The sequence below is a fragment of the Arthrobacter crystallopoietes genome (assembly GCF_017603825.1).
Taxonomy (GTDB): Bacteria; Actinomycetota; Actinomycetes; order Actinomycetales; family Micrococcaceae; genus Crystallibacter; species Crystallibacter crystallopoietes_B.
Genome location: NZ_CP072014.1, coordinates 3,641,935 through 3,665,968 on the forward strand (window position 1 = coordinate 3,641,935; position 24,034 = coordinate 3,665,968).

The following is a 24,034-nucleotide window of genomic DNA, read 5'->3' on the forward strand; positions in this document are numbered from 1 at the left end:
TTATACGGACGTTGCTGTCCAGTTAGTGGACTCTCACCGGGTCCACCGCAAGGACGACGACGGCGGGTGGCTCCCCGCCGTCGTCGTCCTGTGGTTAGCCGCAGTAAGCGCCGGTGGAGGCCGAGTGCACGAGCTTCGCGTACTTGGCCAGCACACCGGTGGTGAACTTGGCCGGGAGCGGCTCCCAGCCGATCTTGCGGCCTTCGAGCTCGGCCTCGTCGACCAGCAGGTCGAAGCTGCGGGCCGCAATGTCCACCCGGATGCGGTCGCCGTCCATGACGAAGGCGATCGGACCGCCGTCCACTGCTTCCGGCGCCACGTGGCCGATGCACAGGCCGGTGGTGCCGCCGGAGAAGCGGCCGTCGGTCAGCAGGAGGACGTCCTTGCCCAGGCCGGCACCCTTGATCGCGCCGGTGATGGCCAGCATTTCGCGCATGCCCGGACCGCCCTTGGGGCCCTCGTAGCGGATAACGACGACGTCGCCCGCCTTGATTTCGCCGCGGTCCAGCGCTTCGAGCGCACCCTGCTCGCGTTCGAAGACACGGGCGTTGCCTTCGAAGACGTCGGCGTCGAAGCCCGCGCTCTTGACGACGGCGCCTTCGGGAGCCAGCGTGCCGTGCAGCACGGTGATGCCGCCGGTCTTGTGGATCGGGTTGTCCAGGGCGCGCAGGATCTTGCCGTCCAGGTCCGGCGGATTGATCTCCGCGAGGTTCTCCGCAACGGTCTTTCCCGTGACAGTCAGGCAGTCGCCGTGCAGCAGGCCGGCGTCCAGCAGTGCCTTCATGATGACCGGCACGCCGCCCATCTTGTCCACGTCGAACATTACGTAGCGGCCGAACGGCTTCAGGTCGCCCAGGTGCGGGATCTTGTCGCCAATGCGGTTGAAGTCCTCGAGCGTCAGGTCCACCTGCGCTTCGCGGGCGATCGCCAGCAGGTGCAGCACCGCGTTGGTGGAGCCGCCGAAAGCCATGGTGACGGCGATGGCGTTCTCAAAGGCCTTCTTGGTCATGATGTCGCGCGCGGTGATCCCCAGGCGCAGCAGGTTGACCACGGCCTCGCCGGACTGCCGGGCGAACATGTCGCGGCGGCGGTCGGCCGAGGGCGGGGCGGCGGAGCCCGGCAGGGACATGCCGAGGGCTTCGCCGATGCAAGCCATGGTGTTGGCGGTGTACATGCCGCCGCAGGCGCCTTCGCCCGGGCAGATCGCCCGCTCGATGGCGTCCAGGTCCTTCAGGCTCATCTTGCCTGCAGCACAGGCTCCGACGGCCTCAAAGGCGTCGATCAGGGTGACTTCCTTCTCCGAGCCGTCCTCCAGCTTGGCGAACCCGGGCATGATTGAGCCCGCATAGAGGAAGACGCTGGCGAGGTCCAGGCGCGCGGCAGCCATCAGCATGCCCGGCAGGGACTTGTCGCAACCGGCCAGCAGCACCGAGCCGTCGATCCGTTCGGCCTGCATCACTGTCTCCACCGAGTCGGCGATGACCTCGCGGGAGACCAGCGAGAAGTGCATTCCCTCGTGCCCCATCGAAATGCCGTCCGAAACGGAGATGGTGCCGAACTGCATCGGGAACCCGCCGCCGGAGTGGACGCCTTCCTTGGCGCCCTGGGCCAGCCGGTTCAGCGATAGATTGCAGGGGGTGATTTCGTTCCAGGAACTGGCGACACCGATCTGCGGCTTGGCAAAATCGTCATCCCCCATTCCCACTGCTCGGAACATTCCGCGCGCCGGTGCTGCGTGAATGCCGTCGGTGACTACCCGGCTACGGGGCTTGATATCAGGAGTTACGTCCGCGCTCATGACTTCGATTCTATGGCCAGCCCCGCTGCGCTCATGACCATGTGACACGCAGGCGCAACACAATGGAGCGGTTCCCTAGGATGGAAACATGCACCCCACCACGCCCACCAGCGACGAACTCAAGGACATCCTGAGCGGCATTTTCGACGCCCAGATCCCCAACCACGGCGACTACAACCTGGTTTTCGGCAGTACAGGGGCAGACCGGACGGCCCAGTCACCGACGGGTTCGAGGAAGGGCCGGTATTACGTCATCGGTTATCGCTGGCGCCCGCAAGAGCTGATCGTCGCTCCGTTCAACGGGCCCACACTCACGGCCGGAAGCACCCCCGTGGCGATCAACATGACCAACCTCTCCCACGCCGTCCAGCTGGCCGAGGGTGACTACGAAGTCGGCACGAGCACGGGAAAAACCTTCCGGTTCACCGTCCAGAGCCGTGGCCTGCTGCCGATTCCCGGGTACGTTATCGAGCAGGAAGAGGACCAAGCGGACTTCCGCAGCTTCATGGCCGGCCTGCTCGAAGTCGCCTAAGTACTCAGGCGAAGGGCCCGGGCTGAACCAGGTTTTCCGGCAACTCCCCCTCGGACAGCCGCTGCAGCTGGCCCTGCAGCAGCTTGACGATCCGGGGCCAGAACGCGGTGGTGTTGCCGCCCACGTGCGGGGCGATGATGATGTTTTCGGACTGCCAGAGCGGGTGGTCGCGCGGGATCGGCTCCGGGTCGAAGACATCGACGGCGGCTTTGAGCCTGCCGCTGAGAACCTCCGCGGTCAGCGCGTCCGAATCGACCACCGCTCCCCGCGCAACGTTGACCAGTAGGGCGCCGTCGGGCATGGCGGCGAGGACTTCGGCGTCGATCAGTTGATGGGTGGAATCATTGAGCGGAGTGATGACGATCATCACGTCGCACTTTGCGGCCAGGGCGGTGAGTTCGTCGGCGCCGTGCACCTGGCCCTCGGCATCGACCCGGGCGGTATTTCCCACGCGTGTGAGTTCAACCTCGAAGGGCTGGAGCCGCCGGGCAATTTCCCTGCCGATACCGCCGACCCCAACCAGCAGGACCCGACTGTCGGCCAGGGACTGGCGCCGCACCGAATTCCACACTGCCTTGGGCTGGTCCCGGACCATCTGGTCCACGCCGCGCAGCGACGCCAGCGTCAGCCCTACCGCCAGTTCCGCCATGGCGGCTGCATGGACACCGGCCGCACTAACCACGGCGACATCCGGTCCCACCAGTTCCGGCAGGCCGTCATAACCCGTTGATTGGGTGTGGACAAGCTTCAGCCGAGGCAGGTCCTTCAACGCACCCCAATCGGTGCCTGCGGCGTACGGCAGGATCACTGCTTCGATGTCGGCGGCTGCAATCCCCCGCGGCGGCCCCTGCAGGTCCCACACTCCGGCTTGCAGTCCGGATGGCAGCGGCCCCACCGCCTCCAAGAGGGATGCATCCGGAAAGGTAACGGTGTTGATCAAGGTCTGCTGAGCCATGTTCGGCACTTTAGCCCGGCGGCAAGACAGACCCAAAGCAGCCGGCCCAGCCGGCCCGGTACATGGCTATGGACATGCTCTGGGGCGGGAACTAACGTACGGATCAGACGATCCACGCCGCCAACCGAAGAAGGTCCCGTCATGGAATGGTTCATCTGGGTACTGATTGTCGTCATTGTCGCTGCGGTTTTGTGGTGGCTTTTCACCCGGGGTTCCTCTGCCGGACAGGTGCCGGCCTCGAGCGGACCGCTGGGCCATGCACCGACCAACATGGCGCACGGGCCCTCCGATGCTGCCGCCCAGGCTCCCACCGTCGGCAGGATGGGCGTGACGGATGATGGCGCAAAGCCGAGGCAAGGCAACGTAGCCGATCGCTCCGAACCGGCGGCGGGCGGCGTCGCGGCCGGTGCGGCAACAGGCGGACTCATTGCCGGACATACCAACGAGACGGGCTCAAACGACAAAGGCCCCGAACCCATCGACGGCTGGACCGAGAGCGCAGCGGAAACAGCACACTCAGAACCCGCCGTCGAGGACAAATACATTGAAGACTCCGACGCTCCGACGCCTACTCACGGCAAACATGCGGCACCGGTGGAGCCGGATGCGCCCGCCGGTCCCTTCACCGGAGACCAGGCAAAGGATCAGGCTCCATCCCAGGCAAGCCCGGGCGCACCGGAGACCGGGGCCGAACCGAAGCCACAGGAAAGCGGCACCACCCCGGACAGCCCGGACCCGCTTTACGATGAAACGCAGTGGCCCGCGCACGACGGCGAAACCGTCATCGAACCGCGGGTGAACAAAGTTCAGGACGACGACGGCGGCCGCGGCACGAATGCGACCTAAGCCACTACCTCGTGCTGACACATCCGTTCCGGGCGACCGGCGCCGCAAGGACATTTTTCGGCGCGGCCAGCTCCCAGCTACGGCTGCGGTGCTGGCGCTGGGGCTGGCGGCTTGCACCGGTCCGTCCGAAAGCCCCGCCCCGAACACCGGCAGCACCCCGTCTTTAGGGGACCGCGTCACAACGGCAGCCACGGATCTGGAGTCGCCTTGGTCCATCGCCGTCCTGCCGGATGGGAGTGCGCTCATCTCGGAAAACGACACCGGGGTGATCAAACACGTCAGCGACGGTCGCACGGTGGCTTCAGTACCGATTGACTCCCCGCTTGAAACAACGGGAGAGGGCGGCCTGATGGGTCTCGCGGTAGGCCCGGACTACGCCGAAAACCAGCGCCTGTTTGTCTATCTGACGGCGCCTCAGGACAACCGGGTCATCAGCTACCGTTGGAACAACGGCCCCTTGTCGGACGCGCAGGAGGTAGTCACCGGGATCCCCAAATCGCGGATCCACAACGGCGGCCGGTTGGAGTTCGGCCCGGACGGCCACCTCTACGTGTCCACGGGCGACGCGAGCAATTCCCAAACGGCCCAGGACTTGGATTCTCTGGGCGGCAAGATTCTCCGGGTCACTACGGATGGGGAGCCCGCACCGGGGAATCCCTTCCCGGACAGCCCCGTGTACAGCTACGGGCACAGAAACGTCCAGGGCATGGATTGGGATTCGCTGGGCCGCCTGTGGGCAACCGAATTCGGCCCCACCGAGGACGACGAACTCAACCTCATCGAGCCGGGGCAGAACTACGGCTGGCCCGCCGTTACCGGCGCACCCGGAGACGAAAGGTATGTGGACGCCGTCGTTGTTTGGCCATCTACAGCCGAGGCCTCCCCCAGCGGCATGGCCATTGTGGAGGATGTGGCCTGGATAGCGGCCCTGCGGGGCGAGCGCCTGTGGCGTGTAGAACTGGCTGAGGAAGGCGCAGGCGAACCTACGGCGCTCCTGACGGACAAGTACGGCAGGCTCCGCGACGTGGCGCTGTCTCCGGAAGGCGACCTGTGGGTACTGACGAATGGGGGCAATCCGGACCGCATGCTGGCCGTTTCTGTGAAGTAGCCAACAATCGACCGCTGGATTTCGCATTCACCAAAAAGTCCTGCTAGAGTTACATGTCGTTGCGAGGGAGAAAACGGAAACGAAAAAGTCCGAAACGCTTCGAAACACATTGCACCTCTAGCTCAACTGGCAGAGCAATTGACTCTTAATCAATGGGTTCCGGGTTCGAGTCCCGGGGGGTGCACCAGAGCAGAAACCCCGTCTGACCAAGCCAACTGCTTGGACAGGCGGGGTTTCTTCTTGCCTCAATAGCCAGCGGGGGTTATTTACGGTCCATATAGAGCATGAGTGCGCTTACCGCGCGACGTATCGTTGCCTCTGTCGCCATTTGGTCAGCCGAAGGCAACCTCAAAGCAACCCTCAGGTCCCCTGACATGCATTATCCCGTTGAGCACCAGCAGCGGCGGCGTCGACTGCAGCCCGCATTCACGATATGTCACCGTCCCAGTCGCCAGCGACCCACATTGGGTGCGGTCGTCCCGGTCATCAGAAAAGCCCTTCTGCTGAAGATCGGAGGGCAGCGGTAGACGCCTGCTGGGTCAGGGCTTTTCCTCCGCCAGGTCGATTCCCCATAGCGGAATTGGATCGAGGACCTCGAAAAGCTCCAGTACGGCGAAACAACCTGACGTCAGATGAGTGGTCGGGATCCCGTCAGAATAGAGCCGCATCTCCCCTTCTGGCATCCTGCGTCCCACGCTGTCGCCCCTACCCGCACTGCAACCAAAGCATTTATATAGCGCCGAGCCGCGTCTCAAAGCTTGACACCAAACGTGGGATACGTCACGCTGTTGCACATCATGATTGTAGTTGCGTAATACGCAGTGCGAAGGGCTAAGCATGGAGACGTTTGCGGTGGTGGGACTGCCGATTATTTGTCATCTACGACAGGCCCCTCTTGCTCTTCGGTCCTCCCTAATCTCGTGACTACAACATCTCGACAACACCAGTTGCCCGCACTAACTCCGTAATCCCCACCAATCGCCCACTTCCAGTCCACCCGGGAGAAAAAAATGTCCGCTCCAGTGAACGTGGCCCTCAACTCACGCGGAAAACTCGCTTCATCATTGCCTGCCCATCAGCGGGCGGAAATCGCCGAGCTGTTTGAGTTCCGGCGCGCGGGCTATTCCCTCGATGCCCCCTTCTACACAGACCGGTCGATTTTCAACATCGACATGGAGGCCATTTTTGGCCAGCACTGGATCTATGCTGCCAGCGTCGCCGAACTGCCGGAGCCGGGCGACTACGTCACCGTCGACTACGGGCCCTACTCCCTGATCGTGCTGCGCAACGACGACGGCGATGTGAACGTCCTGCACAACGTGTGCCGCCACCGCGGCGCCCGCGTCCTGACCGAAGCTGCGGGATCAACGGGAAACCTGGTCTGCGGCTACCACTCCTGGACCTACTCGCCCAGCGGCGATCTGATCCACGCCTCGGCTCCCGGGGAAACGAAGTTCGACAAGGGCTGCTTCGGCCTCAAGCGAGCCCACAGCCGCATGGTCGCCGGGCTCATCTTCGTCTGCATTGCAGATGAGCCGCCGGCGGATTTCGACGAAACCTCTAAGATCTTCGAGCCTTACCTCGCACCCCACGATCTGTCGAAGACCAAAATCGCCTACCAGCAGAACATCATCGAAGAGGGCAACTGGAAGCTGGTCATGGAGAACAACCGTGAGTGCTACCACTGCGACGGCCACCCGGAACTGGCCTGTTCCCTCTTTCCCACCTGGGGCCTGACGGACGGCGTTATCCCGCCCCATCTCGAGGAGGTGTGGGACCGCAACAAGGAAGCGCAGTCCTCGCTTGAGGAGCGTTGCCGCCGCTATGGCCTTCCCTACGAGGTCGTCGAGGAGCTTGACACGCGCGTAGCGGGAATCCGCATCTCACGGGAATCACTGGACGGTGAAGGCGAATCGTTCTCCCCCGATGGGCGCAGGCTCTCCAAGAAGCTGCTCGGTGACTTGCGGGACTTCCGCCTTGGCCGCTGCTCTATGCATCTGCAGCCCAACAGCTGGTTCCATTTCCAAGGGGACCACGTCATCACGTTCGCCGTCTTCCCCGTCAACGAACACCAGACACTGGTACGCACCACCTGGCTGGTGGCTGACGACGCCGAGGAAGGTGTCGATTACGATCTGGAGAAACTCACCTACACGTGGAAGCAAACTAATCTTCAGGACAAGGCCTTCGTGGAGCTGTGCCAGAAGGGCGCTAGCAGCCCCGCCTACGAGCCCGGCCCGTACATGAAGAGCGAATACCAGGTAGAGGCGTTCATCAACTGGTACGTGCAGCGCGTGCAGGAGCACTTGGCATGATTGAGCTCCTCACCGAGACGGCGATCTCGGAACCATCGCGCATCCGTGGTCTTGAGATGCCGTGGAACAGGGTGATGGGCAGCACCGAGGGGCCCGCCGGCGCCGCCCGCGCGTTGGGCCCCTGGCATCCGCAGGAGTTCATGGCTGAGTGTGTCGAGACCGTTCCCGAGGCGGGCGGCATGATGACCTTCGTGTTCCGCCGCTGCGACGGTGCGCCCCTGGCGTTCCGTGCGGGCCAGTACGTGAACATCGCCTTTCCTGTGAACGGCGAGGACCAGGATCCGGTGGACCGCAGCTACTCGCTGTCCAGTTCGCCCACCCAGCCGTGGACCTTCAACATCACCGTTAAAAGCGACCCCGCGGGACTCGTCTCCCCGTGGGTCCATGAGAACGTCAAACCCGGCATGGTCCTGGACATGCTGGGCCCGGTCGGGGCTTTCCACCTGCCCGACGCCGACCGGCGGGCACGGTACCTCCTGCTGGCCGCCGGCGCCGGCATCACCCCCATCATGTCGATGGTGCGGACCATCCACTCCCTGCCCGGACAGGCGGATGTGGTGGTGCTGTACCACGGAGCGGAGGCCGGAGGATATGCCTTCCACCAGGAACTGGCCTACATTGCCTCCGTGGACTCCCGCGTCAAGGTCTTCTATTCCCTGGGCAACCGAAGCAAGCCCGAGGGGTGGGAATGGCTCAGCGGAAGGCTGACGGCGGCCATGATCGACCAGGTGGCACCCGACGCCAATGGCCGCCAGGTCTATGCCTGCGGTCCCGAGGGTTACCTGAACACCGCTGCCGAGCTCCTCAAGAAGGTCGGCGTCGACGACACCTCCATCAACATGGAATTCTTCTCGGGCGATCGCCAGACGCTCCTTGAATACCAAGAAGAGCTCGCGCTTGCAGCGGACATCGCAGAGGAAATCGCCGAGGAAATCGCCGATTCCGCCCAGGACTACTACGAAAGTCAGCCCACCGCGTTCGGGCTCTACGAGCCCGGCTACGACGCCGAGGGAACCCTGACGGCCACGGGGCTGCCGCTGGAAACCGTCGACCCGGACGCGCCCCGTTCCGAAGATGGCAGTTCGGGTGTGGGAGAGGAGCCCGGTTCCTCTGATGCCTCGAGTTTTGACACGGTGGGAACGGGAAGCCTGACCCTGTCCTTCATGCGTACCGGCATCAATGTGCGGGTTGACCCCGACGAGCACATTCTCGAGGTGGCCCAGCGTGCGGGCGTCAGGATCGGTGCAAACTGCAAGGAAGGCATGTGCGGCTCCTGCAAGGTCGTCAAGCTTTCAGGGGAGGTCGAGATGAACCACCAGGGTGGGATCCGGGCACGGGAGATCGATGCCGGCAAGTTCCTGCCCTGCTGCTCGACCGCGCGCACCGATATGGTGATCGATGCCTAGCCGCCCTTAACTGCTCTGGGTCAAACAGCTAAGGGATGGTTTTCACGGCAAGAAGACAGGGGCCTATTGGAATGCCACAGGTGGTATTTCCGTAGGCCCTTGTCGGTCCGTGGGCTCCCCGACCAGTCGTACCTTCCCGGAAAATGAACGCACCACCAGCTGGAGAGCATGTGCGATCGGATGTAAGGCCGCTGGTTCGGGTTGGTGTCTCTTTCGACCTGACGTCAGGCGGGTGTCGGAATGAACGTCAGAATAGGGTCACTTCCTAGTTATCCGACGCTCACGCTACGGTCCCAGAACTCAACCTGAAACATTCAGTCGCTTAGCCGGTCCTTCATCGCACCACTCCCCGACTAAAACCAAACGCTCAAAACGCCACGGTTCCGGGTTCTCAGATTCGCGATTACCCCGCCCGTAAAAATGCCTGTGTACCTCGAGTGCTGCGACTAGCTACTAACAGGTGTATGCGAGGCATCAGGGCTAAATGGCGGGATTTTAGACGAGTGCGGACATTAATGGGTATCAGCGCGGACCCCAGCCAGACTTTCGCTCTGCGTTTACGGGGACCCTTCATTGCGCGGCCCAGGCAGCTTCGGTAGTCGGGGCGACCGCCAGCCGATCTCAATGCTTACAGTTTCATCCGTTGAACGATGGTGGCAGAGATTTCTTCGACCGACATGGACGCAGAGTTTACGTACGGGATTCCGTTGATCACGTACATGTCTTCGGCGTTGCGCAGTTCCCAGCTGCACTGGGACAGCGAGGCGTAGGTGCTGTGCGGCCGGCGTTCCTGGCGGATCTGGCTCAGCCGGACCGGCAGGGAGGTAAGCCCGAAGCATTTGCGTACGAAGGGGCGCAGCGGCTCCGGCAGCGAGCGGCTGGTTAAGTCCTCCTCGACGAGCGGGAAGTTAGCGGCCAGGACACCGTGCTGCAGCGCCAGGTACATTGTCGTCGGGGTCTTGCCGCACCGTGAGGGGGCGATCAGGATCAGCTCCGCACGTTCCAATGCTCGAATGGACTGCCCGTCGTCGTGCTCGATGGCGTACTCGACGGCGGTCATGCGGGACTGGTAGCGGATGGCGTCGCCGAGGCCGTGGGCCTTGCCCGGTTCCGCGCTGGCCCGGGACTGCAGGACATCTTCCAGCTCGGCGATGTGGGCGCCGAGCAAATCCATGAAGTGCCCGTTGCCCTGCGAGAGGATCGCGCGGGTATCCGGATTCACCACGGTGGAAAAGACGATCGGCCGCGCGCCTACCGCGGCAACGGCGTCGATGGTCCGCACAACGCGCTCTGCCTCCTCCTCGGTGGTGATAAAGGGGATGATGCGGCGTTCGAATCGGTGACCGGGAAACTGGGTCAGCAAGGTGTTGCCCAGCGTCTCGGCGGTGATGCCGGTGCTGTCCGAGAGGAAGAACACCGCGGGGGCCGGGCGCTGCCCAATCCCCGCGGTGTTCCGCTGCTGTGGATCGGTCACTTAGACCGCGGAGCGGTTGCCGGTCCGGGCCAGGCGCAGCCAGGTATCCGTTACGGCGTCGGGGTTGAGAGAGATCGAGCTGATGCCCTGCTCCAGCAGCCACTCGGCGAAGTCCGGATGGTCACTGGGACCCTGGCCGCAGATGCCGACGTACTTCCCACGGGCGCGGCAGGCGGCGATCGCTATCTCCAGTAGCTTCTTCACCGCGGGGTTGCGTTCGTCGAAGCCTCCGGCGACGAGCGCAGAGTCCCGGTCCAGACCGAGGGTGAGCTGCGTCAGGTCATTGGAGCCGATGGAAAAACCGTCGAAGTAGTCCAGGAACTCATCGGCCAGCAGGGCATTGGCCGGCAGTTCGCACATCATGACGATCTGAAGCCCGTCCTCGCCGCGGCGCAGGCCGTTGGCGGCGAGCAGCTCGGTCACTCCCTGCGCTTCCTCGAGGGTGCGCACGAACGGGACCATGAGCTTGATGTTGGACAGGCCCATCTCGTTGCGCGCGAATTTCAGGGCCTCGCACTCAAGCTCGAACGCCTTGCGGAACGACGGCGAGAGGTACCGGGAGGCGCCGCGGTAGCCGATCATCGGGTTCTCTTCGACCGGTTCGAAGGCGGGGCCGCCGAGCAGGTTGGCGTACTCGTTGGACTTGAAGTCCGACAGCCGGATAATTACCGGTTCCGGTGCGAAGGCGGCGGCGATGGTGGAAATGCCCTCGGCCAGCCGCCGCACGTAGTAGTCCCGCGGCCCCTCGTAGGCGGCGGTCTTTTCCCGGATCTGCTGCACCGTGTAGTCGGACAGCGCGGCGGGCCGCTCGATCTCGCCTTCCAGGGCCAGCAGGGCGTTGGGGTGGATGCCGATCTGGCGGTTGATGATGAATTCCAGGCGGGCCAGGCCGACGCCGCTGTGCGGGAGCCGGGAGAAGCTGAAGGCCTGTTCAGGAGTACCAACGTTCATCATGATCTGAACCGGCGCCGGCGGCATCGTGTCCACCGTGGTTTCGTGCAGCGTGTAGTCCAGCAGTCCCTCGTAGACCCGTCCGGCCTCGCCTTCAGCGCAGGAGACGGTCACCGGCGCCCCGTCGGCCAGGACCCGGGACGCGTTTCCGGTGCCGACCACAGCCGGGATGCCCAGTTCCCGGGCGATGATCGCCGCGTGGCAGGTGCGGCCGCCGCGGTCGGTCACGATCGCGGCGGCCTTCTTCATGATCGGTTCCCAGTCCGGGTCGGTCATGTTCGCCACCAGGACGTCGCCGGGTTGGAACGAGGCCATCTGGTCGATCGAGGTCAGCACGCGCACCTGGCCGGCGCCGATGCGCTGGCCGATGGCCCGGCCCTCGGTCAGGACCTTGGAGTGCTCGTTGAGCTTGTACCGGGAAATGGTACCGGTGGCCTGGCGGGACTGGACGGTCTCCGGGCGGGCCTGCAGGATGTACAGTTCTCCGTCCACGCCGTCCTTGCCCCACTCAATGTCCATGGGGCGGCCGTAATGGGCTTCGATCGCCACCGCATGCCGGGCGAGCTGCTCGACTTCGGCGTCGCTGAGGCTGAACCTGCCGCGCTGCTCGCGGGGCACGGGTACGAAATCGACGGTCCGGCCGACCTCCCGGGACTCGGTGTAGGTCATCTGGATCGCTTTTTCGCCGAGTCCACGCTTGAGGACCGCCGGACGGCCGGCGGCCAGGGCAGGCTTATACACATAGAATTCGTCAGGATTCACCGCTCCCTGAACCACTGCTTCGCCCAGGCCGTAGGAGGAGGTGATGAACACGGCGTCGTTGAAGCCGGACTCGGTATCCATGGTGAACATCACGCCGGAGGTGCCGATGTCGGAGCGGACCATGCGCTGGATACCGGCTGAGAGGGCAACCTCGGAATGGGTAAAACCATGATGGACGCGGTAGGCAATGGCCCGGTCGTTGTAGAGCGAGGCGAAAACGTCCTTGACCGCGTGGAGGATGTTCTCCACGCCGCGGATATTCAGGAAGGTCTCCTGCTGGCCGGCAAAGGAAGCATCCGGCAGATCCTCGGCAGTGGCGCTGGAGCGAACCGCCCACGACACCTCCGTATCCCCTCCGTGGTTTTCAACCAGCTGGCTGTACGCGCCCCGGATCTGCTCCTCAAAACCGGCGGGGAACGGGGTGTGACGGATCAGGTCCCGGATCTGCGTGCCGGCGCGGGCCAGGGCAGTCACGTTGTCGCTGTCCAGGTTCTCGAGGATCGCGCCGATGCGCTCATCGAGGCCGGACTCGCGCAGGAAACGCCTGTAGGCGTCCGCCGTGGTGGCGAAACCGTCGGGAACCCGGACCCCGGCCGTTGCCAGGCCCCGGATCATCTCCCCGAGCGAGGCGTTTTTACCCCCGACCCGCTCAAGGTCGGACAGGCCAAGTTCAGAAAACCAAAGAACGTCGGTCATATGTGGTGCTCCTTGTGGGCACGCGCACAAAGCGCTGTACAAATGGTTGATGCCCAAGGCTGTCAATACGGCCACGGGGAGGCAAGTGATTGTGACGCACGCAACAAAATATCGAGGTCACCGAAAGAAATGGAAGGTACGCAGTCGCCGATAGAGATCCGGCCGGACCATTGCGGCTAGCGGAGCCTCAGCATTTGAGTTCGCCAGGAACTCGGAAACAGATCTGCCTTGAATGAATGGACACCGGTTGCGGCCAAGGCAACGGAAGGTGCGGTTGCAAGTGGGCTTGAAGGAACGTAAATGAGGCCCCCGCAGCTGGTTGCGTTGAGGACCGCAGCACATGTCGAGCGGAGGTTCCACCTGGTTTCGGCGGATAGGTTAGCCCTCCCACTTGTAATTGATCCATACCTCGTAGCCAGCCGTCCGGGTAAAGAGCTGTCGCGAATCATGGCCGCGATGATGCTGATCGTCATGAGCGGGGATACGAGCGGACTGGTCCGATGGTGATGGTTTCCGTTGTTGTCGGTACCAGCCTCGCAGCTACCGTAGCCTACGCGCACCGGCCCACCGGACCCCCTCAATCACCCGAACACCTTAATACGTAGGATAGGCGTCCAAGAGTGGCCGAGCCGCGCAGCACCAGAGCATCCACCCACAGCTGGTGCAGAGCGCACAACCTGCAGAACACACAGAAGTCCCGGTCACCAATAGAATCTTCGTATGATCGGCATCGTCGCGGCTGTTTAAGGCGGCGGTCTTCCTCCCGGAACTCCAGGCAAGCGGCCTTGTTGCTTGTGCTCTACCCTTAGGTTCTCACGGTCCAGGTCAGGTCTTTGCAGGTTTGCCCTTGGTTCTGGCTGTGGAGGTGTCGATGAACCGGGCCAGGAGAGGGCCCGTATCAGCACATATGCCGTGGCGATCGGACCGACCGCCGCATAGCCTGCGGTAACGGCCAGCCCGGCGATCACGATCGAAAACTCGCCACGGGTCACCAGCGCGGCACCGGCACGCAGCCTTCCGCGGGTCTGAACCCCCTCTTTCCTGGCCGCCCACCAGCCTGTGCCCAGCTTCGTCGCAGCGGTGACAGCGCACAACAGCAGCGCCGCCGGCAGGATGGGCAGCAAGTCTGCGGGCTGGATCGCCAGGCTGAAAGTGAAGAAGAAAATTGCCGCGAAAAGATCACGCAGCGGGCTGAGGATGCGCCGGGCACGGTCTGCGAAACTCTGCGGAATGGCGATGCCGACCAGGAAGGCGCCGACGGCGGCGCTGGCACCCACGCCTTCGGCGAGCCCTGCGACAACGAGGGTGATGCCAAGAAGGCGCAGCATGACCTGTTCATTCTGCGGGTGGGAGAGCAGACGGCCCATCCGGTGCCCGGCCTTGTGCGCGGCGAGCAGGACAAGGGACACCGCCCCCACCGCCAGGGCAACTCCCCCGGCCGCCTGCCAGGGCCCGCCGCCGGAGAGAATGACGACCAATATGGGCAGATACAACGCCATGGCGATGTCCTCGAGCACTAGCACCGACAGTACCGCCGGTGTTTCCCTCTTCGCGAGGCGGCCAAGGTCATCCAGCACAGCAGCCACCATTTGACCAGCACCAGTCCCCGGGATAGCCGCTCGGGGTATGCGATGTCCAGGTCCGCCGGGTAACCGGCCGCCGGGGCCAGGGTGAAGGGTGGGTACCGGTCGGTCCCGAGCGCCGCGTGGGAGTAGAAACCGACCCGCCAGTTCCAGCGCAGCACCCCGACACAGAAGGCGAACCAGGAACGGGGGTAACGGCCGGTGAACAGGATCATGATGCCGGCCGCGACCGTCGTCACCAAAAGGGCGAACCACAGCAACGCCAGGATAATGAAGTGCGGTATGGCCAGCAGCCATTTCATCAGCCACAGGCCGCGGGACAGTTGCGGGTCCAGGAATCCGCTGAACCGGACCGGGTAGCCCGGAGATCCGGGCGCTGTTGCTGCGGCGGCCGGTTCAGCAGCAGGCCCCAGGGCTGCACCCCGGCTGCTGGCGGAGGGGTCGATGTCGCGGCCCAGCCGTGCCGCGCCGAACAGTAACAGCGGCACCCCAACAATGAGCGCGATGATCCCGGCGGTCAGTTTGCCTGGCCGGCCGGGCCCAGCAGCTGGGATCTGTGGGGAGCCTAGAGATTTCGGACAGTGGACCCTCATAAAATTAGAGGGACTACTGAAATGAGGAACGTGCAGAATGTCTGCATCACAACGACGGTTCACCCAGGAATTCAAGGACGATCTGTGCCAGGAGGTCATCACAACCTCCAAGACAATCAAATCCGTTGCCGAGGAGAACGGCGTCGGGGCCGAGACTCTGCGGACCTGGCTGAAGAAATACCGTAACGCCGGAAACGTGCCCGATGAGGACGAGGCCCTGAGCGTCTCCGAACGAGCAAGGCTCAAGGAACTCGAGCGCGAAAACCGCGAGCTGAAAGCCGAGGCCGCGTTCCTAAAAAAAGCCGCAGCATACTTTGCACGGGAGCCACGGTAGTGGCGAAGTATGAATTCATCGACTCCCAGCGCAACGACCCTGCCGGCACCAGTCCGGTGGTGAAGATGTGCCGGTGGCTTGGCGTCTCCGCGTCCGGTTTCTATAACTGGCTCTCCCGCCCGCTCTCGGCCACCGCGGCCCGCCGGCAGGCGCTCACCGCCCGCGTGCGGCACTTCTTCACACGATCCGACGGCACCTACGGCTACCGGCGGATCCACGCCGATCTGGCCGACGAGGGCACCGGGTGTTCGCCGGAGCTGGTGCGCCAGATCATGCGCGATGAGAACCTCATCCCGTGCCAGCCGCGCCCGTTCAGGACCACGACCGAGGCCGATGCCGACGCTGCGGCAAAGATCCCGGATCTGATGAAGCGGGACTTCAGCGCGGACCGGCCCGGGACCAAGTTCGTCGGCGACATCACCTATATCCACACCTGGCAGGGCTTCGTCTATCTGGCCACCGTCATCGACTGCTACTCCAAGAAAGTCGTGGGCTGGGCCATCGCCGACCACATTCGTGCGGAACTGGTCGAGACTGCCTTGCGCAACGCCGCCGAGACGAGCGTGATCGAGCCCGGCGCGATCTGGCATTCGGACCGCGGCAGCCAATACACCTCCGCCTCGTTCCGGGCCCTGGTCGCGGGACTGGGCATGCGGTCCTCGATGGGCCGGACCGGGGTTTGCTGGGATAACGCGATGGCCGAATCCTTCTTTTCCGCTCTGAAAAACGAGCGTGTTTACCGCACGGTCTACGCGACGAAGACTCAGGCCCGCAGGGACGTCATCCGCTATATCGAGGGCTTTTACAACTCCCGCAGGAGGCATTCCGCACTCGATTACCGGTACCCCAACAACGTCCACTACAGTTACCAGCAGCCAGCCCTGGCAGCATAGGAAACCGCTAATTCCGCTGTCCGAAATTCGCTAAGCAGCCCACTGGCCCCGGCCTGAACGTCGGCCCATACCGGGCGACTGGCATCGGCGTTCATCACTACCAGGGACCAGCGGCCCGGCTGCAGGTCCCACGTGATTTCCTGGGTGCCCAAGCCCGATGCGGACGCGGCCCAGAAATCCTCCCCGGCCGGCTTGGCCGGTGCCCTCTCCCCTGCCGGGGAATCCGTTTCGCCTGGCGTCCCGGAAAAGGTCCCGGGCCGTTCCCCGTCGATGGGCCAGGAAAAGTCGCCCATCGAGTCGTGGGGCACCCCGTCAAGGTATGCCGAGACCGCTGAGGCCTCCCCGATGCCGACGAAGATGTCCTGGCCGGGGACCACGGAGGAGACCTGCACCCGGATGCTGGCGAGCTCGCTCAGTGGCGGCGCCCCGGGCAGTCCCGCCTGCCCGGGGTCGATCACCAGGGATGGTGCGGTCAAAGCGTAGCCGGTACTCTGGTTGCGTTCCACCGGTCCGCTCAGGTACCACCCGTCCTGCTGCGCCGCGTCCGCGCCTGCCAGGGCGGCCCCGCCGATGGTCAGCCCGATCCCCAGCATGGCCAGCAGCGCGCCGATGACCAGCAGGACCCAGTTGACGGGTCTGGCCCGCGGCGGTGGTGCTCCTGGAACCGGTTACGGGTGCGCCGGAAAAGCCTCGCTCATGACGATTCCCTTCAATGGTCCGGAAGCACCCGCTTCGGACGGGTGCCTGCGGGCTGCGGTTTAGTGTCCGGGAGCGTTCACCGGCCCGGTGCTGTGTGTTTGATGTCCTGTGCGATGTCGCGGGCCCAGGACTCGATGGACGGCCAGTCCCGGTAGTCGCCGAAACGGCCTCCCGCCGCACGGAACAGGATGCTGCCCGCCCGGGGCAGCTGCCATGGCTGGCAGACCCCGGAGAAGAGGCGGTGGCCCCGGGGCTGGACGTCGCCGCGCAGCGACTGCGCGATGCGTTTTTCCTGACCGGAACGGGCCATCGCGCGGATCGGTTTGGGCAGGCCGTCCGACATGCCCACGCTGAACAGCCATACCTTTTTCTTGGCGAGCACCGGGGCGTGGGTGTGCAGGAACGCGGCCGCTTCGGGCAGCCAGGCCTGGTTGTGGAGGGCGCTGCCCAGCACGGCAGCATCAAAGTCTCCGGGACGGTCGATCTCCTGCACCGGGCGTACGTCCACGGTGTTTCCCGAGTCCCGCAGGATTTCGGCTATCCGTTCCGCGATCTGCGCGGTGGATCCCTGGCTGCTGGCATAACCGATAATGACCCGCATCCGACACCTCCTGGGAGGTTCCCAGATTAAGAGGTTTGGGGAGCCTAGAGATTTCGGACAGTGGACCCTCATAAAATTAGAGGGACTACTGAAATGAGGAACGTGCAGAATGTCTGCATCACAACGACGGTTCACCCAGGAATTCAAGGACGATCTGTGCCAGGAGGTCATCACAACCTCCAAGACAATCAAATCCGTTGCCGAGGAGAACGGCGTCGGGGCCGAGACTCTGCGGACCTGGCTGAAGAAATACCGTAACGCCGGAAACGTGCCCGATGAGGACGAGGCCCTGAGCGTCTCCGAACGAGCAAGGCTCAAGGAACTCGAGCGCGAAAACCGCGAGCTGAAAGCCGAGGCCGCGTTCCTAAAAAAAGCCGCAGCATACTTTGCACGGGAGCCACGGTAGTGGCGAAGTATGAATTCATCGACTCCCAGCGCAACGACCCTGCCGGCACCAGTCCGGTGGTGAAGATGTGCCGGTGGCTTGGCGTCTCCGCGTCCGGTTTCTATAACTGGCTCTCCCGCCCGCTCTCGGCCACCGCGGCCCGCCGGCAGGCGCTCACCGCCCGCGTGCGGCACTTCTTCACACGATCCGACGGCACCTACGGCTACCGGCGGATCCACGCCGATCTGGCCGACGAGGGCACCGGGTGTTCGCCGGAGCTGGTGCGCCAGATCATGCGCGATGAGAACCTCATCCCGTGCCAGCCGCGCCCGTTCAGGACCACGACCGAGGCCGATGCCGACGCTGCGGCAAAGATCCCGGATCTGATGAAGCGGGACTTCAGCGCGGACCGGCCCGGGACCAAGTTCGTCGGCGACATCACCTATATCCACACCTGGCAGGGCTTCGTCTATCTGGCCACCGTCATCGACTGCTACTCCAAGAAAGTCGTGGGCTGGGCCATCGCCGACCACATTCGTGCGGAACTGGTCGAGACTGCCTTGCGCAACGCCGCCGAGACGAGCGTGATCGAGCCCGGCGCGATCTGGCATTCGGACCGCGGCAGCCAATACACCTCCGCCTCGTTCCGGGCCCTGGTCGCGGGACTGGGCATGCGGTCCTCGATGGGCCGGACCGGGGTTTGCTGGGATAACGCGATGGCCGAATCCTTCTTTTCCGCTCTGAAAAACGAGCGTGTTTACCGCACGGTCTACGCGACGAAGACTCAGGCCCGCAGGGACGTCATCCGCTATATCGAGGGCTTTTACAACTCCCGCAGGAGGCATTCCGCACTCGATTACCGGTACCCCAACAACGTCCACTACAGTTACCAGCAGCCAGCCCTGGCAGCATAGGAAACCGCTAATTCCGCTGTCCGAAATTCGCTAAGCAGCCCAGTTCACGGCGCCGCGGAAAGGGCCATTGCTACCCCATATCGCCCGCCTGGGTTAAGTGCTGCACCCCACCTGTCCGGCAACCGGGTGAAGTCACGGGCATGGTGCAGGACAACGGGGCCTTACACCACGAGGGCGGAGGCGGTAGCGAGGTAGATCGTCACGGTCAGCAGGTCCTGAATCACCGTCGCGAGGGGCCCGGAGCCAAAGGCAGGGTCCTTGCCAGCTTGCTGATTACCTAGGGCAGGGTCAGGGCGATGATGGTGGCGATCGATGCGGCGGCCAGCAGCGAGAGAGCGACCGCCAACGCGACGCGCCAGTCCTGCCAGATCGTTCCCACCATGAGCAGTGACACTCCTCCGAGGAGCAGGCCCAGAAGTACGCCGGTGGCGATCTCGCGCCCGACGATCCGCCGCACGCCGACACCGAGCGAAAGGCCCCGGATGACAAGCGCTTCCGTTTGCGTTCCGATCGCGTCGGCGAGGTAGACCACGCCCGGGACGAAAAGGCGATGAGGACATTAGCTGCCAGACCGGCCTCGAAGTTTCCCACGCCCCCGGCGGCCAGCAGCGCACTGATGAGTCCAACGCCCAGCCAGGGTAGGCGGTGTCAGAGGCGCCGGTGCACCGGCTCAAGGGTTGTTGTCTGGGCAGGTGATGCCGAGCGCAGGAACCCGCCCAGACGCACCATGTCCTCGTCGTGCTCGGCCAGCAGCACCTCGAGCAGGGCGGTAGCCGGTATGAGACCGGTGAAGCGGCCCTCGTCGATGACGGCAAGGGTGGGCTCGCTGTCGTGGACGGCTTTCCAGGCTGCCTGCTCCTGAACGGTTAAGGACCCGGATACAGCTGGGCTTTTTGGCCCCTGCCGATCACGGTTGGCTCAGGTCTGGCAGTCGCTCTTCACCCGGTGCTTGCCGATAGGAAAGTTGGTTCGCCGATGGGCTCCCATGGGGCGGATTCGGGCCTATCATCGAAGCAGACGTGCGGTGGAAGGGATTGAACCGATGATGAATTTCAATGGCGGATTCGGAATGGGTTTGATGTGGTTCTTCTGGATTCTGCTGATTATTGGTTTGGTCCTGCTCATCATCCTGTTGGTCAGGTTTTTGACCGGTGGCGTGGAAAGCCGGGGCAGCCGCCATCCCGGACGCGGCGAAGCGCGGAACATCCTCGCCGAACGCTTGGCGCGCGGTGAGCTGACTCCCGACGAATACCGTGAACGGCTCCGGGCCCTCGATGATGGCGGGGCATGAAACCCCTCAGCCGTCGCAGCGCCCTTGCCCTCGGCATCACCGGCACCGCCGCCGTGGGTGCCGGCGCCGCGGGACTCCGCTGGTCTCGTGCTGCCGGTCTTAGCGCCGGGGGCGGTGCAGCTTTGAAAGAACCGGCAACCCTGGCCAGCCAGCAAGGCCGCCTGGCGGTCCGCCTTGAGGCTGGACCGGCCCGAACCGGCATCGGAGGCAGAACGGCTTCCGTGGCCGCCTTTAACGGGTCCCTGCCCGGGCCGACCCTTCGTCTTGACCCGGGCGACCGACTCAACATCACCCTGGTAAACGCGTTGGAGGAACCCACGAATCTCCACGTGCACGGCCTGCATGTTTCCCCCGCCGGCAATGGTGATAACCCGTTCACCAGTGTGGCACCGGGGCAGTCGTACGAGTATGAGTTCGCCCTGCCGCCCGACCACCCGCCGGGAACGTTCTGGTACCACCCGCACCACCACGGGATGGCGGCAGAGCAGGTCGCTGCAGGCTTGTACGGCGCCATCATTGTGCAGGACCCGTCCCCGGTACCCGTCTCCCGGGAACGGATGCTCATCGTCTCCGATATCAGCCTGGACAGCGCCGGGCAGATCGAGCCGGTTTCCTTGCCCGAACGGATGATGGGACGTGAAGGCAGGACCGTACTCGTTAACGGGCAGGTCCGGCCGGCACTTCACGCCGCTCCGGGAGAACGCGAGCGTTGGCGGCTCATCAACGCCTGCCCCGCCCGTTATCTGAACCTGCGCCTGGAAGGACCCCGGTATCAATTGCTCGCCCTCGACGGCCGCCTGCTTGCCTCGGCCCGCGATACAGACAACCTCCTGCTGGCCCCGGGAAACCGCGCCGATTTTCTCGTCACACCGGGCGAAGGACGGTCTGCTCTGCGCACTGACACGTACGATCGCGGCACCATGGCAGGAATGATGATGGGCGGAAGAGCGTCCGCGGACACCCCGGCGGATCTCCTGACGTTGGATGCCCGGGGTGAACCGGCTCCGGAACCGCGTCCGGTTCCCCCGTTACCGGCTCTGCGGGACCTTCGTGAAGAACCTGTCACCGGCCGCCGCCGGCTCGACTTCTCGATGGGCCCAGGCCACGGAATGGGCCCTGCAGCCATGCGGTTCACGATCAACGGAAAGGAATTCGACGCCGGCCGCGTCGATGAAACAGTCAGCGTGGGAAGCGTCGAAGAGTGGACGCTGTCCAACAGTAGTCCCATGGATCATCCCGTGCACCTACATGTCTGGCCCATGCAGGTCATCCTGGACGGCGCACGTGGCCCCGCCCGGCCCCGGTGGCAGGATGTGGTGAATGTCCCGGCCAACAGTGAAGTGAAAGTACTCGTCGCTTTTGACAATTTTCCCGGCCGCACCGTCTTCCACTGCCACATTCTCGACCATGAAGATCTGGGCATGATGAGCGTTATCGAAGCCCGTTAGCGGTGAAAGTGAAAGCAGTAGCCTCGGCGGTCCGGGCGTGGAACTATGTCTTGGAGCCGGAGCATCCTACGCGGTCCGGCGTCAACGCGGCCGGCTAATCTTCTCCGGCCATAAGCGGTGAGAAGGAGCCTCCGGCCCGTGAGCGTCGCCGGTAAACGTTTAAAGCCGGACAACCGGCTCTTGCGGAAGTGCGTTCTGGCCGCTTGCCCCGTTGGCGCGGACGCCCCTGACGAGGTAAACGCCCTGCACGATGCTGATGAGCGTAGCGGCAACTAGCATCACGGCGTCGATTCCGGAGTGGCCCGAAAGCGTGAGGTCCCGCTGGTATTCGGCACGGCGTGGAAGGCAACCAGCGGCCAGTGGGTTCCGATAGTGGCGAACAGCAGGGCAAGGACGATGCCCAGCACGAGACCGAGCCGACCTGGACGACCTGTTCGATAGCCCCGGGCGGCGTTTACCGCGTGCCCGATCGCGAAGGTTACGCCCGTGACCACCACCGCCCGGGCCAGGGTTCCCCGGAACAGGAACCCACGGAACAATAGTTCCTCGAGGACACCGACGCACATTATCAGCACGATGAACAGCAGAGGCAGGCAGAGGAGTGTTCCCTTGGAGTCGGTCCGCCGGAGCGGCCGGTCCAGCCGTTGCGCTTCACGTGTACAGGAACAACCCGACTGAGAGGACAAGGAAGAACAGCGCGGTTAGCACGCACTCATTTCCATGGCTACTCCTCCCCCCAGACCGATGACGAGCGATGGTCCTTCTTCCCGGATTTGCCAGCCTGCCAACCCACTGCAGTAAAAGTGTTTACCCTTCCAGCCCGGTAACTGGAGAAGCTGCGTAGCCGGACCGGGCGTTATTCGAGGTCCAGCCTCCGCCGTCCGTTGCTGAGTCCCGGTCCCCGGCACGTTGCCGGGGTAACCCGGAACGTCTGCCGCTTATCTCGGCGGGAATGACCCGGATGAAGTTATCCTTTTCCCCGCCCTGTCAGGGAAACAGCGGCAGCATCGCCGAGGAAATGACATCGTCGATGCTGCCCAGACGCTCAACCGGCCCCTTGGCCACGGCACTCCAGGCGACCTTGGTCGAGGGATTATAGCCGTCGGTTTCCCTCGATACTCGCACCGGCCAGGGCCGCATCGAGCTTGGTACCTGGCGCGGTGCGGAACACGAGGCACCCATGGTCCACGACATAGTTGATCGGGAATATTTCGGGATGGCCGGCGGCAGTCACGGCCAGTCTGTCAAGGTCGGTGCTGCGGAACCGTTCCCAGCACTGGCTGGCGGAAAGATTTTCAATACCTTCTGGCCTCTCGGAGGCTGTCATGGTCGCAGTGTATGGATCACGGCGGCGGGCCGATAGGGCGGGCGTGGTGTCGGCTGGCACTGCCCCGGGTTGGAGGTACCGACGGAGTGAGCGGGCAGGACAGGGTTTATTCAGGGTACATACCCGATGCTTGCGATGGCGGGCCGTATTTCGCGTGACCCGCCGTCCGCGATTGGAGTCGGGTTCCAAAGTCACCACGGCAACCCAGGACCAGCATCTGACAAGGAGGGTGATAATGGGCCAGGACAGGTTCAGGGATCGGTTGCCCTGGGTAGTCATAGCCCTCCTGGTCCTGCCCACGGCAGCGGCAGGCCTGCTCGAGCCCGCTATCTATGACGGACTGGTCGAACCTGCCTATATTCCGGGCGCCTACTCCCAGGACGCTGTCTCCGTCGTAGCGGCGGCAGGGCTGCTCTGGCTGGCGGTGGTTGCACGGGCGGACCGACCAAAGCTGATGATCGTGGCACTCGGAGTCCTGGGATACTTCTTCTACGCCTACGGCATCTACACAATCGAACGCGTGTACAACAGCCTGTACCTGCTGTACATGGCCGTCTTCGCCCTCTCGTTCTGGGGAGCCGTGTACGGGGCAATTGGCTTGGTGCGTCGTTGGCCCCGGGCCAGCCTCCCCCGCGGTGTACGGCTGACTTCGGCGTCGGGAGCGATGCTCCAGCCCCTGCTGTTCTATCCGCTGTGGATCGCGATGCTGCTGCCGTTGATGTCTTCGAGGGAACAAATCCAGTCCGTCTACTCGGTGTTCATCCTGGATCTGTGCTTCATCATGCCCGCGTTCCTGCTGCTGTCTCTGGGCGTCTTCCGGGGAAGGACCCCGGGGCTCGTCCTGCTGCCGTCCGCCTATGTCCTGGGTTTTACGCTGATCTTTTCCCTCGCCGCGGCCGAACTGGCGAAAGGCCGGTTCGGAGCCGCGTTCGAACCGGTCCCATTCTGGCAGTCGCTGTTGCTCTCGGGATTGTTCCTGGTTCTAGGTCTGATGCATCTGACCCGGCTCGTAATCGGTACCCGGAACGCGGACAGGCAAGGATCCGGGCAGGATTGCAGGAAGTTGCGGCCCCAAGGACAGAAGGACAGCTGAATCCCCGGATAGTCTCCGGCTGCCCCGGTG

General features: G+C 63.9%; 22 protein-coding genes and 1 tRNA gene. 11 read left to right on the top strand and 12 right to left on the bottom strand.

What is annotated here, in order from left to right; genetic code table 11:
* Positions 1-94 precede the first annotated feature (94 nt).
* A complete protein-coding gene (gene ilvD / locus J5251_RS16660) occupies positions 95-1,798 on the bottom strand; it encodes a dihydroxy-acid dehydratase (protein ID WP_208574643.1) in 1,704 nt (567 codons plus the stop codon).
* Positions 1,799-1,886: 88 nt separating this feature from the next.
* Here ilvD and J5251_RS16665 point away from each other — a divergent pair, with 88 nt between their 5' ends.
* Positions 1,887-2,330, top strand: coding sequence for a hypothetical protein (locus J5251_RS16665; protein ID WP_208574644.1), 444 nt, complete (start codon positions 1,887-1,889; stop codon positions 2,328-2,330).
* A gap of 4 nt (positions 2,331-2,334) precedes the next feature.
* Here J5251_RS16665 and J5251_RS16670 read toward each other — a convergent pair whose 3' ends face one another.
* Positions 2,335-3,285, bottom strand: a complete 951-nt coding sequence (locus J5251_RS16670; protein ID WP_208574645.1) for a 2-hydroxyacid dehydrogenase — start codon at positions 3,283-3,285, stop codon at positions 2,335-2,337.
* 141 nt (positions 3,286-3,426) lie between these two features.
* Between J5251_RS16670 and J5251_RS16675 the strand changes: the two genes are divergently transcribed.
* From J5251_RS16675 to J5251_RS16695, 5 genes are all read left to right on the top strand, one after another.
* Positions 3,427-4,131 carry a hypothetical protein gene (locus J5251_RS16675; RefSeq protein ID WP_208574646.1) on the top strand — a complete coding sequence of 235 codons (705 nt, stop codon included), beginning with the start codon at positions 3,427-3,429 and terminating at the stop codon, positions 4,129-4,131.
* Entirely contained in the window at positions 4,121-5,239 is a 1,119-nt protein-coding gene (locus tag J5251_RS16680; RefSeq protein WP_208574647.1) for a PQQ-dependent sugar dehydrogenase, read from the top strand. Before J5251_RS16675 ends, J5251_RS16680 begins: the two co-directional genes overlap by 11 nt.
* Before the next feature lie 111 nt (positions 5,240-5,350).
* A tRNA-Lys gene (locus J5251_RS16685) sits at positions 5,351-5,426 on the top strand.
* An 823-nt stretch (positions 5,427-6,249) separates the two neighbouring features.
* Entirely contained in the window at positions 6,250-7,554 is a 1,305-nt protein-coding gene (locus tag J5251_RS16690) for an aromatic ring-hydroxylating oxygenase subunit alpha (protein WP_139006556.1), read from the top strand.
* A complete protein-coding gene (locus tag J5251_RS16695; protein WP_208574648.1) occupies positions 7,551-8,960 on the top strand; it encodes a ferredoxin reductase in 1,410 nt (469 codons plus the stop codon). Before J5251_RS16690 ends, J5251_RS16695 begins: the two co-directional genes overlap by 4 nt.
* A gap of 628 nt (positions 8,961-9,588) precedes the next feature.
* Here J5251_RS16695 and J5251_RS16700 read toward each other — a convergent pair.
* From J5251_RS16700 to J5251_RS16715, 4 genes are all read right to left on the bottom strand, one after another.
* A complete protein-coding gene (locus tag J5251_RS16700; protein WP_244250706.1) occupies positions 9,589-10,434 on the bottom strand; it encodes a pyruvate, water dikinase regulatory protein in 846 nt (281 codons plus the stop codon).
* Positions 10,435-12,843 (bottom strand): phosphoenolpyruvate synthase, encoded by a 2,409-nt coding sequence (gene ppsA / locus J5251_RS16705; protein ID WP_208574649.1) that lies wholly within the window; start codon positions 12,841-12,843, stop codon positions 10,435-10,437.
* 743 nt (positions 12,844-13,586) lie between these two features.
* Positions 13,587-14,420 (bottom strand): cation:proton antiporter, encoded by an 834-nt coding sequence (locus tag J5251_RS16710; RefSeq protein WP_208574650.1) that lies wholly within the window; start codon positions 14,418-14,420, stop codon positions 13,587-13,589.
* Positions 14,360-14,914, bottom strand: a complete 555-nt coding sequence (locus J5251_RS16715; protein WP_208574651.1) for a DUF4389 domain-containing protein — start codon at positions 14,912-14,914, stop codon at positions 14,360-14,362. The genes J5251_RS16710 and J5251_RS16715 overlap by 61 nt, the downstream gene beginning before the upstream one ends.
* Positions 14,915-15,056: 142 nt before the next feature.
* On the opposite strand from J5251_RS16715, the gene J5251_RS16720 reads away from it, so the two are divergent.
* Positions 15,057-16,246, top strand: a protein-coding gene (locus J5251_RS16720) for an IS3 family transposase (RefSeq protein ID WP_139007412.1) whose coding sequence is annotated in 2 segments (ribosomal slippage) — positions 15,057-15,327 and positions 15,327-16,246 — 1,191 coding nt in all. Because the reading frame shifts where the segments join, the coding sequence is not laid out codon by codon here.
* Here the strand turns inward: J5251_RS16720 and J5251_RS16725 are convergent.
* Both J5251_RS16725 and J5251_RS16730 read right to left on the bottom strand, forming a co-directional pair.
* Positions 16,219-16,839 (bottom strand): hypothetical protein, encoded by a 621-nt coding sequence (locus J5251_RS16725; protein ID WP_208574652.1) that lies wholly within the window; start codon positions 16,837-16,839, stop codon positions 16,219-16,221. The two genes, J5251_RS16720 and J5251_RS16725, sit on opposite strands and share 28 nt — an antisense overlap.
* A gap of 182 nt (positions 16,840-17,021) precedes the next feature.
* A complete protein-coding gene (locus J5251_RS16730; RefSeq protein ID WP_139006561.1) occupies positions 17,022-17,546 on the bottom strand; it encodes a flavodoxin domain-containing protein in 525 nt (174 codons plus the stop codon).
* Positions 17,547-17,655: 109 nt separating this feature from the next.
* Between J5251_RS16730 and J5251_RS16735 the strand changes: the two genes are divergently transcribed.
* Positions 17,656-18,845, top strand: a protein-coding gene (locus J5251_RS16735) for an IS3 family transposase (protein ID WP_139007412.1) whose coding sequence is annotated in 2 segments (ribosomal slippage) — positions 17,656-17,926 and positions 17,926-18,845 — 1,191 coding nt in all. Because the reading frame shifts where the segments join, the coding sequence is not laid out codon by codon here.
* 277 nt (positions 18,846-19,122) lie between these two features.
* On the opposite strand, the gene J5251_RS16740 is transcribed toward J5251_RS16735, so the two are convergent.
* Entirely contained in the window at positions 19,123-19,377 is a 255-nt protein-coding gene (locus J5251_RS16740) for a magnesium transporter (RefSeq protein WP_205676849.1), read from the bottom strand.
* Positions 19,378-19,887: 510 nt separating this feature from the next.
* Between J5251_RS16740 and J5251_RS16745 the strand changes: the two genes are divergently transcribed.
* Together J5251_RS16745 and J5251_RS16750 are read left to right on the top strand one after the other, a co-directional pair.
* Entirely contained in the window at positions 19,888-20,136 is a 249-nt protein-coding gene (locus J5251_RS16745) for an SHOCT domain-containing protein (protein ID WP_139006562.1), read from the top strand.
* Positions 20,133-21,584: a multicopper oxidase family protein gene (locus J5251_RS16750; protein WP_139006563.1), complete on the top strand. Its 1,452-nt coding sequence runs from the start codon at positions 20,133-20,135 to the stop codon at positions 21,582-21,584. Before J5251_RS16745 ends, J5251_RS16750 begins: the two co-directional genes overlap by 4 nt.
* 278 nt (positions 21,585-21,862) lie before the next feature.
* Here the strand turns inward: J5251_RS16750 and J5251_RS16755 are convergent, their stop codons facing one another.
* From J5251_RS16755 to J5251_RS20630, 3 genes are all read right to left on the bottom strand, one after another.
* Entirely contained in the window at positions 21,863-22,270 is a 408-nt protein-coding gene (locus J5251_RS16755) for a CPBP family intramembrane glutamic endopeptidase (protein WP_348272935.1), read from the bottom strand.
* Positions 22,271-22,571: 301 nt separating this feature from the next.
* Positions 22,572-22,778, bottom strand: coding sequence for a hypothetical protein (locus J5251_RS20405; protein WP_244250970.1), 207 nt, complete (start codon positions 22,776-22,778; stop codon positions 22,572-22,574).
* Positions 22,678-23,190 (bottom strand): pyridoxamine 5'-phosphate oxidase family protein, encoded by a 513-nt coding sequence (locus J5251_RS20630; RefSeq protein WP_348272936.1) that lies wholly within the window; start codon positions 23,188-23,190, stop codon positions 22,678-22,680. The genes J5251_RS20405 and J5251_RS20630 overlap by 101 nt, the downstream gene beginning before the upstream one ends.
* Between J5251_RS20630 and J5251_RS16765 the strand changes: the two genes are divergently transcribed.
* A complete protein-coding gene (locus J5251_RS16765; RefSeq protein WP_139006564.1) occupies positions 23,147-24,004 on the top strand; it encodes a hypothetical protein in 858 nt (285 codons plus the stop codon). The genes J5251_RS20630 and J5251_RS16765 overlap by 44 nt on opposite strands.
* Positions 24,005-24,034 lie beyond the last annotated feature (30 nt).

Excerpts from the sequence above, each read along its gene's own strand:
- ilvD (WP_208574643.1), bottom strand. The coding sequence starts at position 1,798 with ATGAGCGCGGACGTAACTCCTGATATCAAGCCCCGTAGCCGGGTAGTC.
- J5251_RS16680 (WP_208574647.1), top strand. The coding sequence starts at position 4,121 with ATGCGACCTAAGCCACTACCTCGTGCTGACACATCCGTTCCGGGCGAC.
- J5251_RS16675 (WP_208574646.1), top strand. The coding sequence starts at position 3,427 with ATGGAATGGTTCATCTGGGTACTGATTGTCGTCATTGTCGCTGCGGTT.
- J5251_RS16690 (WP_139006556.1), top strand. The coding sequence starts at position 6,250 with ATGTCCGCTCCAGTGAACGTGGCCCTCAACTCACGCGGAAAACTCGCT.
- J5251_RS16750 (WP_139006563.1), top strand. The coding sequence starts at position 20,133 with ATGAAACCCCTCAGCCGTCGCAGCGCCCTTGCCCTCGGCATCACCGGC.
- ppsA (WP_208574649.1), bottom strand. The coding sequence starts at position 12,843 with ATGACCGACGTTCTTTGGTTTTCTGAACTTGGCCTGTCCGACCTTGAG.
- J5251_RS16670 (WP_208574645.1), bottom strand. The coding sequence starts at position 3,285 with ATGGCTCAGCAGACCTTGATCAACACCGTTACCTTTCCGGATGCATCC.
- J5251_RS20405 (WP_244250970.1), bottom strand. The coding sequence starts at position 22,778 with ATGTCGTGGACCATGGGTGCCTCGTGTTCCGCACCGCGCCAGGTACCA.
- J5251_RS20630 (WP_348272936.1), bottom strand. The coding sequence starts at position 23,190 with ATGACTACCCAGGGCAACCGATCCCTGAACCTGTCCTGGCCCATTATC.
- J5251_RS16665 (WP_208574644.1), top strand. The coding sequence starts at position 1,887 with ATGCACCCCACCACGCCCACCAGCGACGAACTCAAGGACATCCTGAGC.
- J5251_RS16730 (WP_139006561.1), bottom strand. The coding sequence starts at position 17,546 with ATGCGGGTCATTATCGGTTATGCCAGCAGCCAGGGATCCACCGCGCAG.
- J5251_RS16745 (WP_139006562.1), top strand. The coding sequence starts at position 19,888 with ATGATGAATTTCAATGGCGGATTCGGAATGGGTTTGATGTGGTTCTTC.
- J5251_RS16695 (WP_208574648.1), top strand. The coding sequence starts at position 7,551 with ATGATTGAGCTCCTCACCGAGACGGCGATCTCGGAACCATCGCGCATC.
- J5251_RS16765 (WP_139006564.1), top strand. The coding sequence starts at position 23,147 with ATGGGCCAGGACAGGTTCAGGGATCGGTTGCCCTGGGTAGTCATAGCC.
- J5251_RS16725 (WP_208574652.1), bottom strand. The coding sequence starts at position 16,839 with ATGCTGGGGATCGGGCTGACCATCGGCGGGGCCGCCCTGGCAGGCGCG.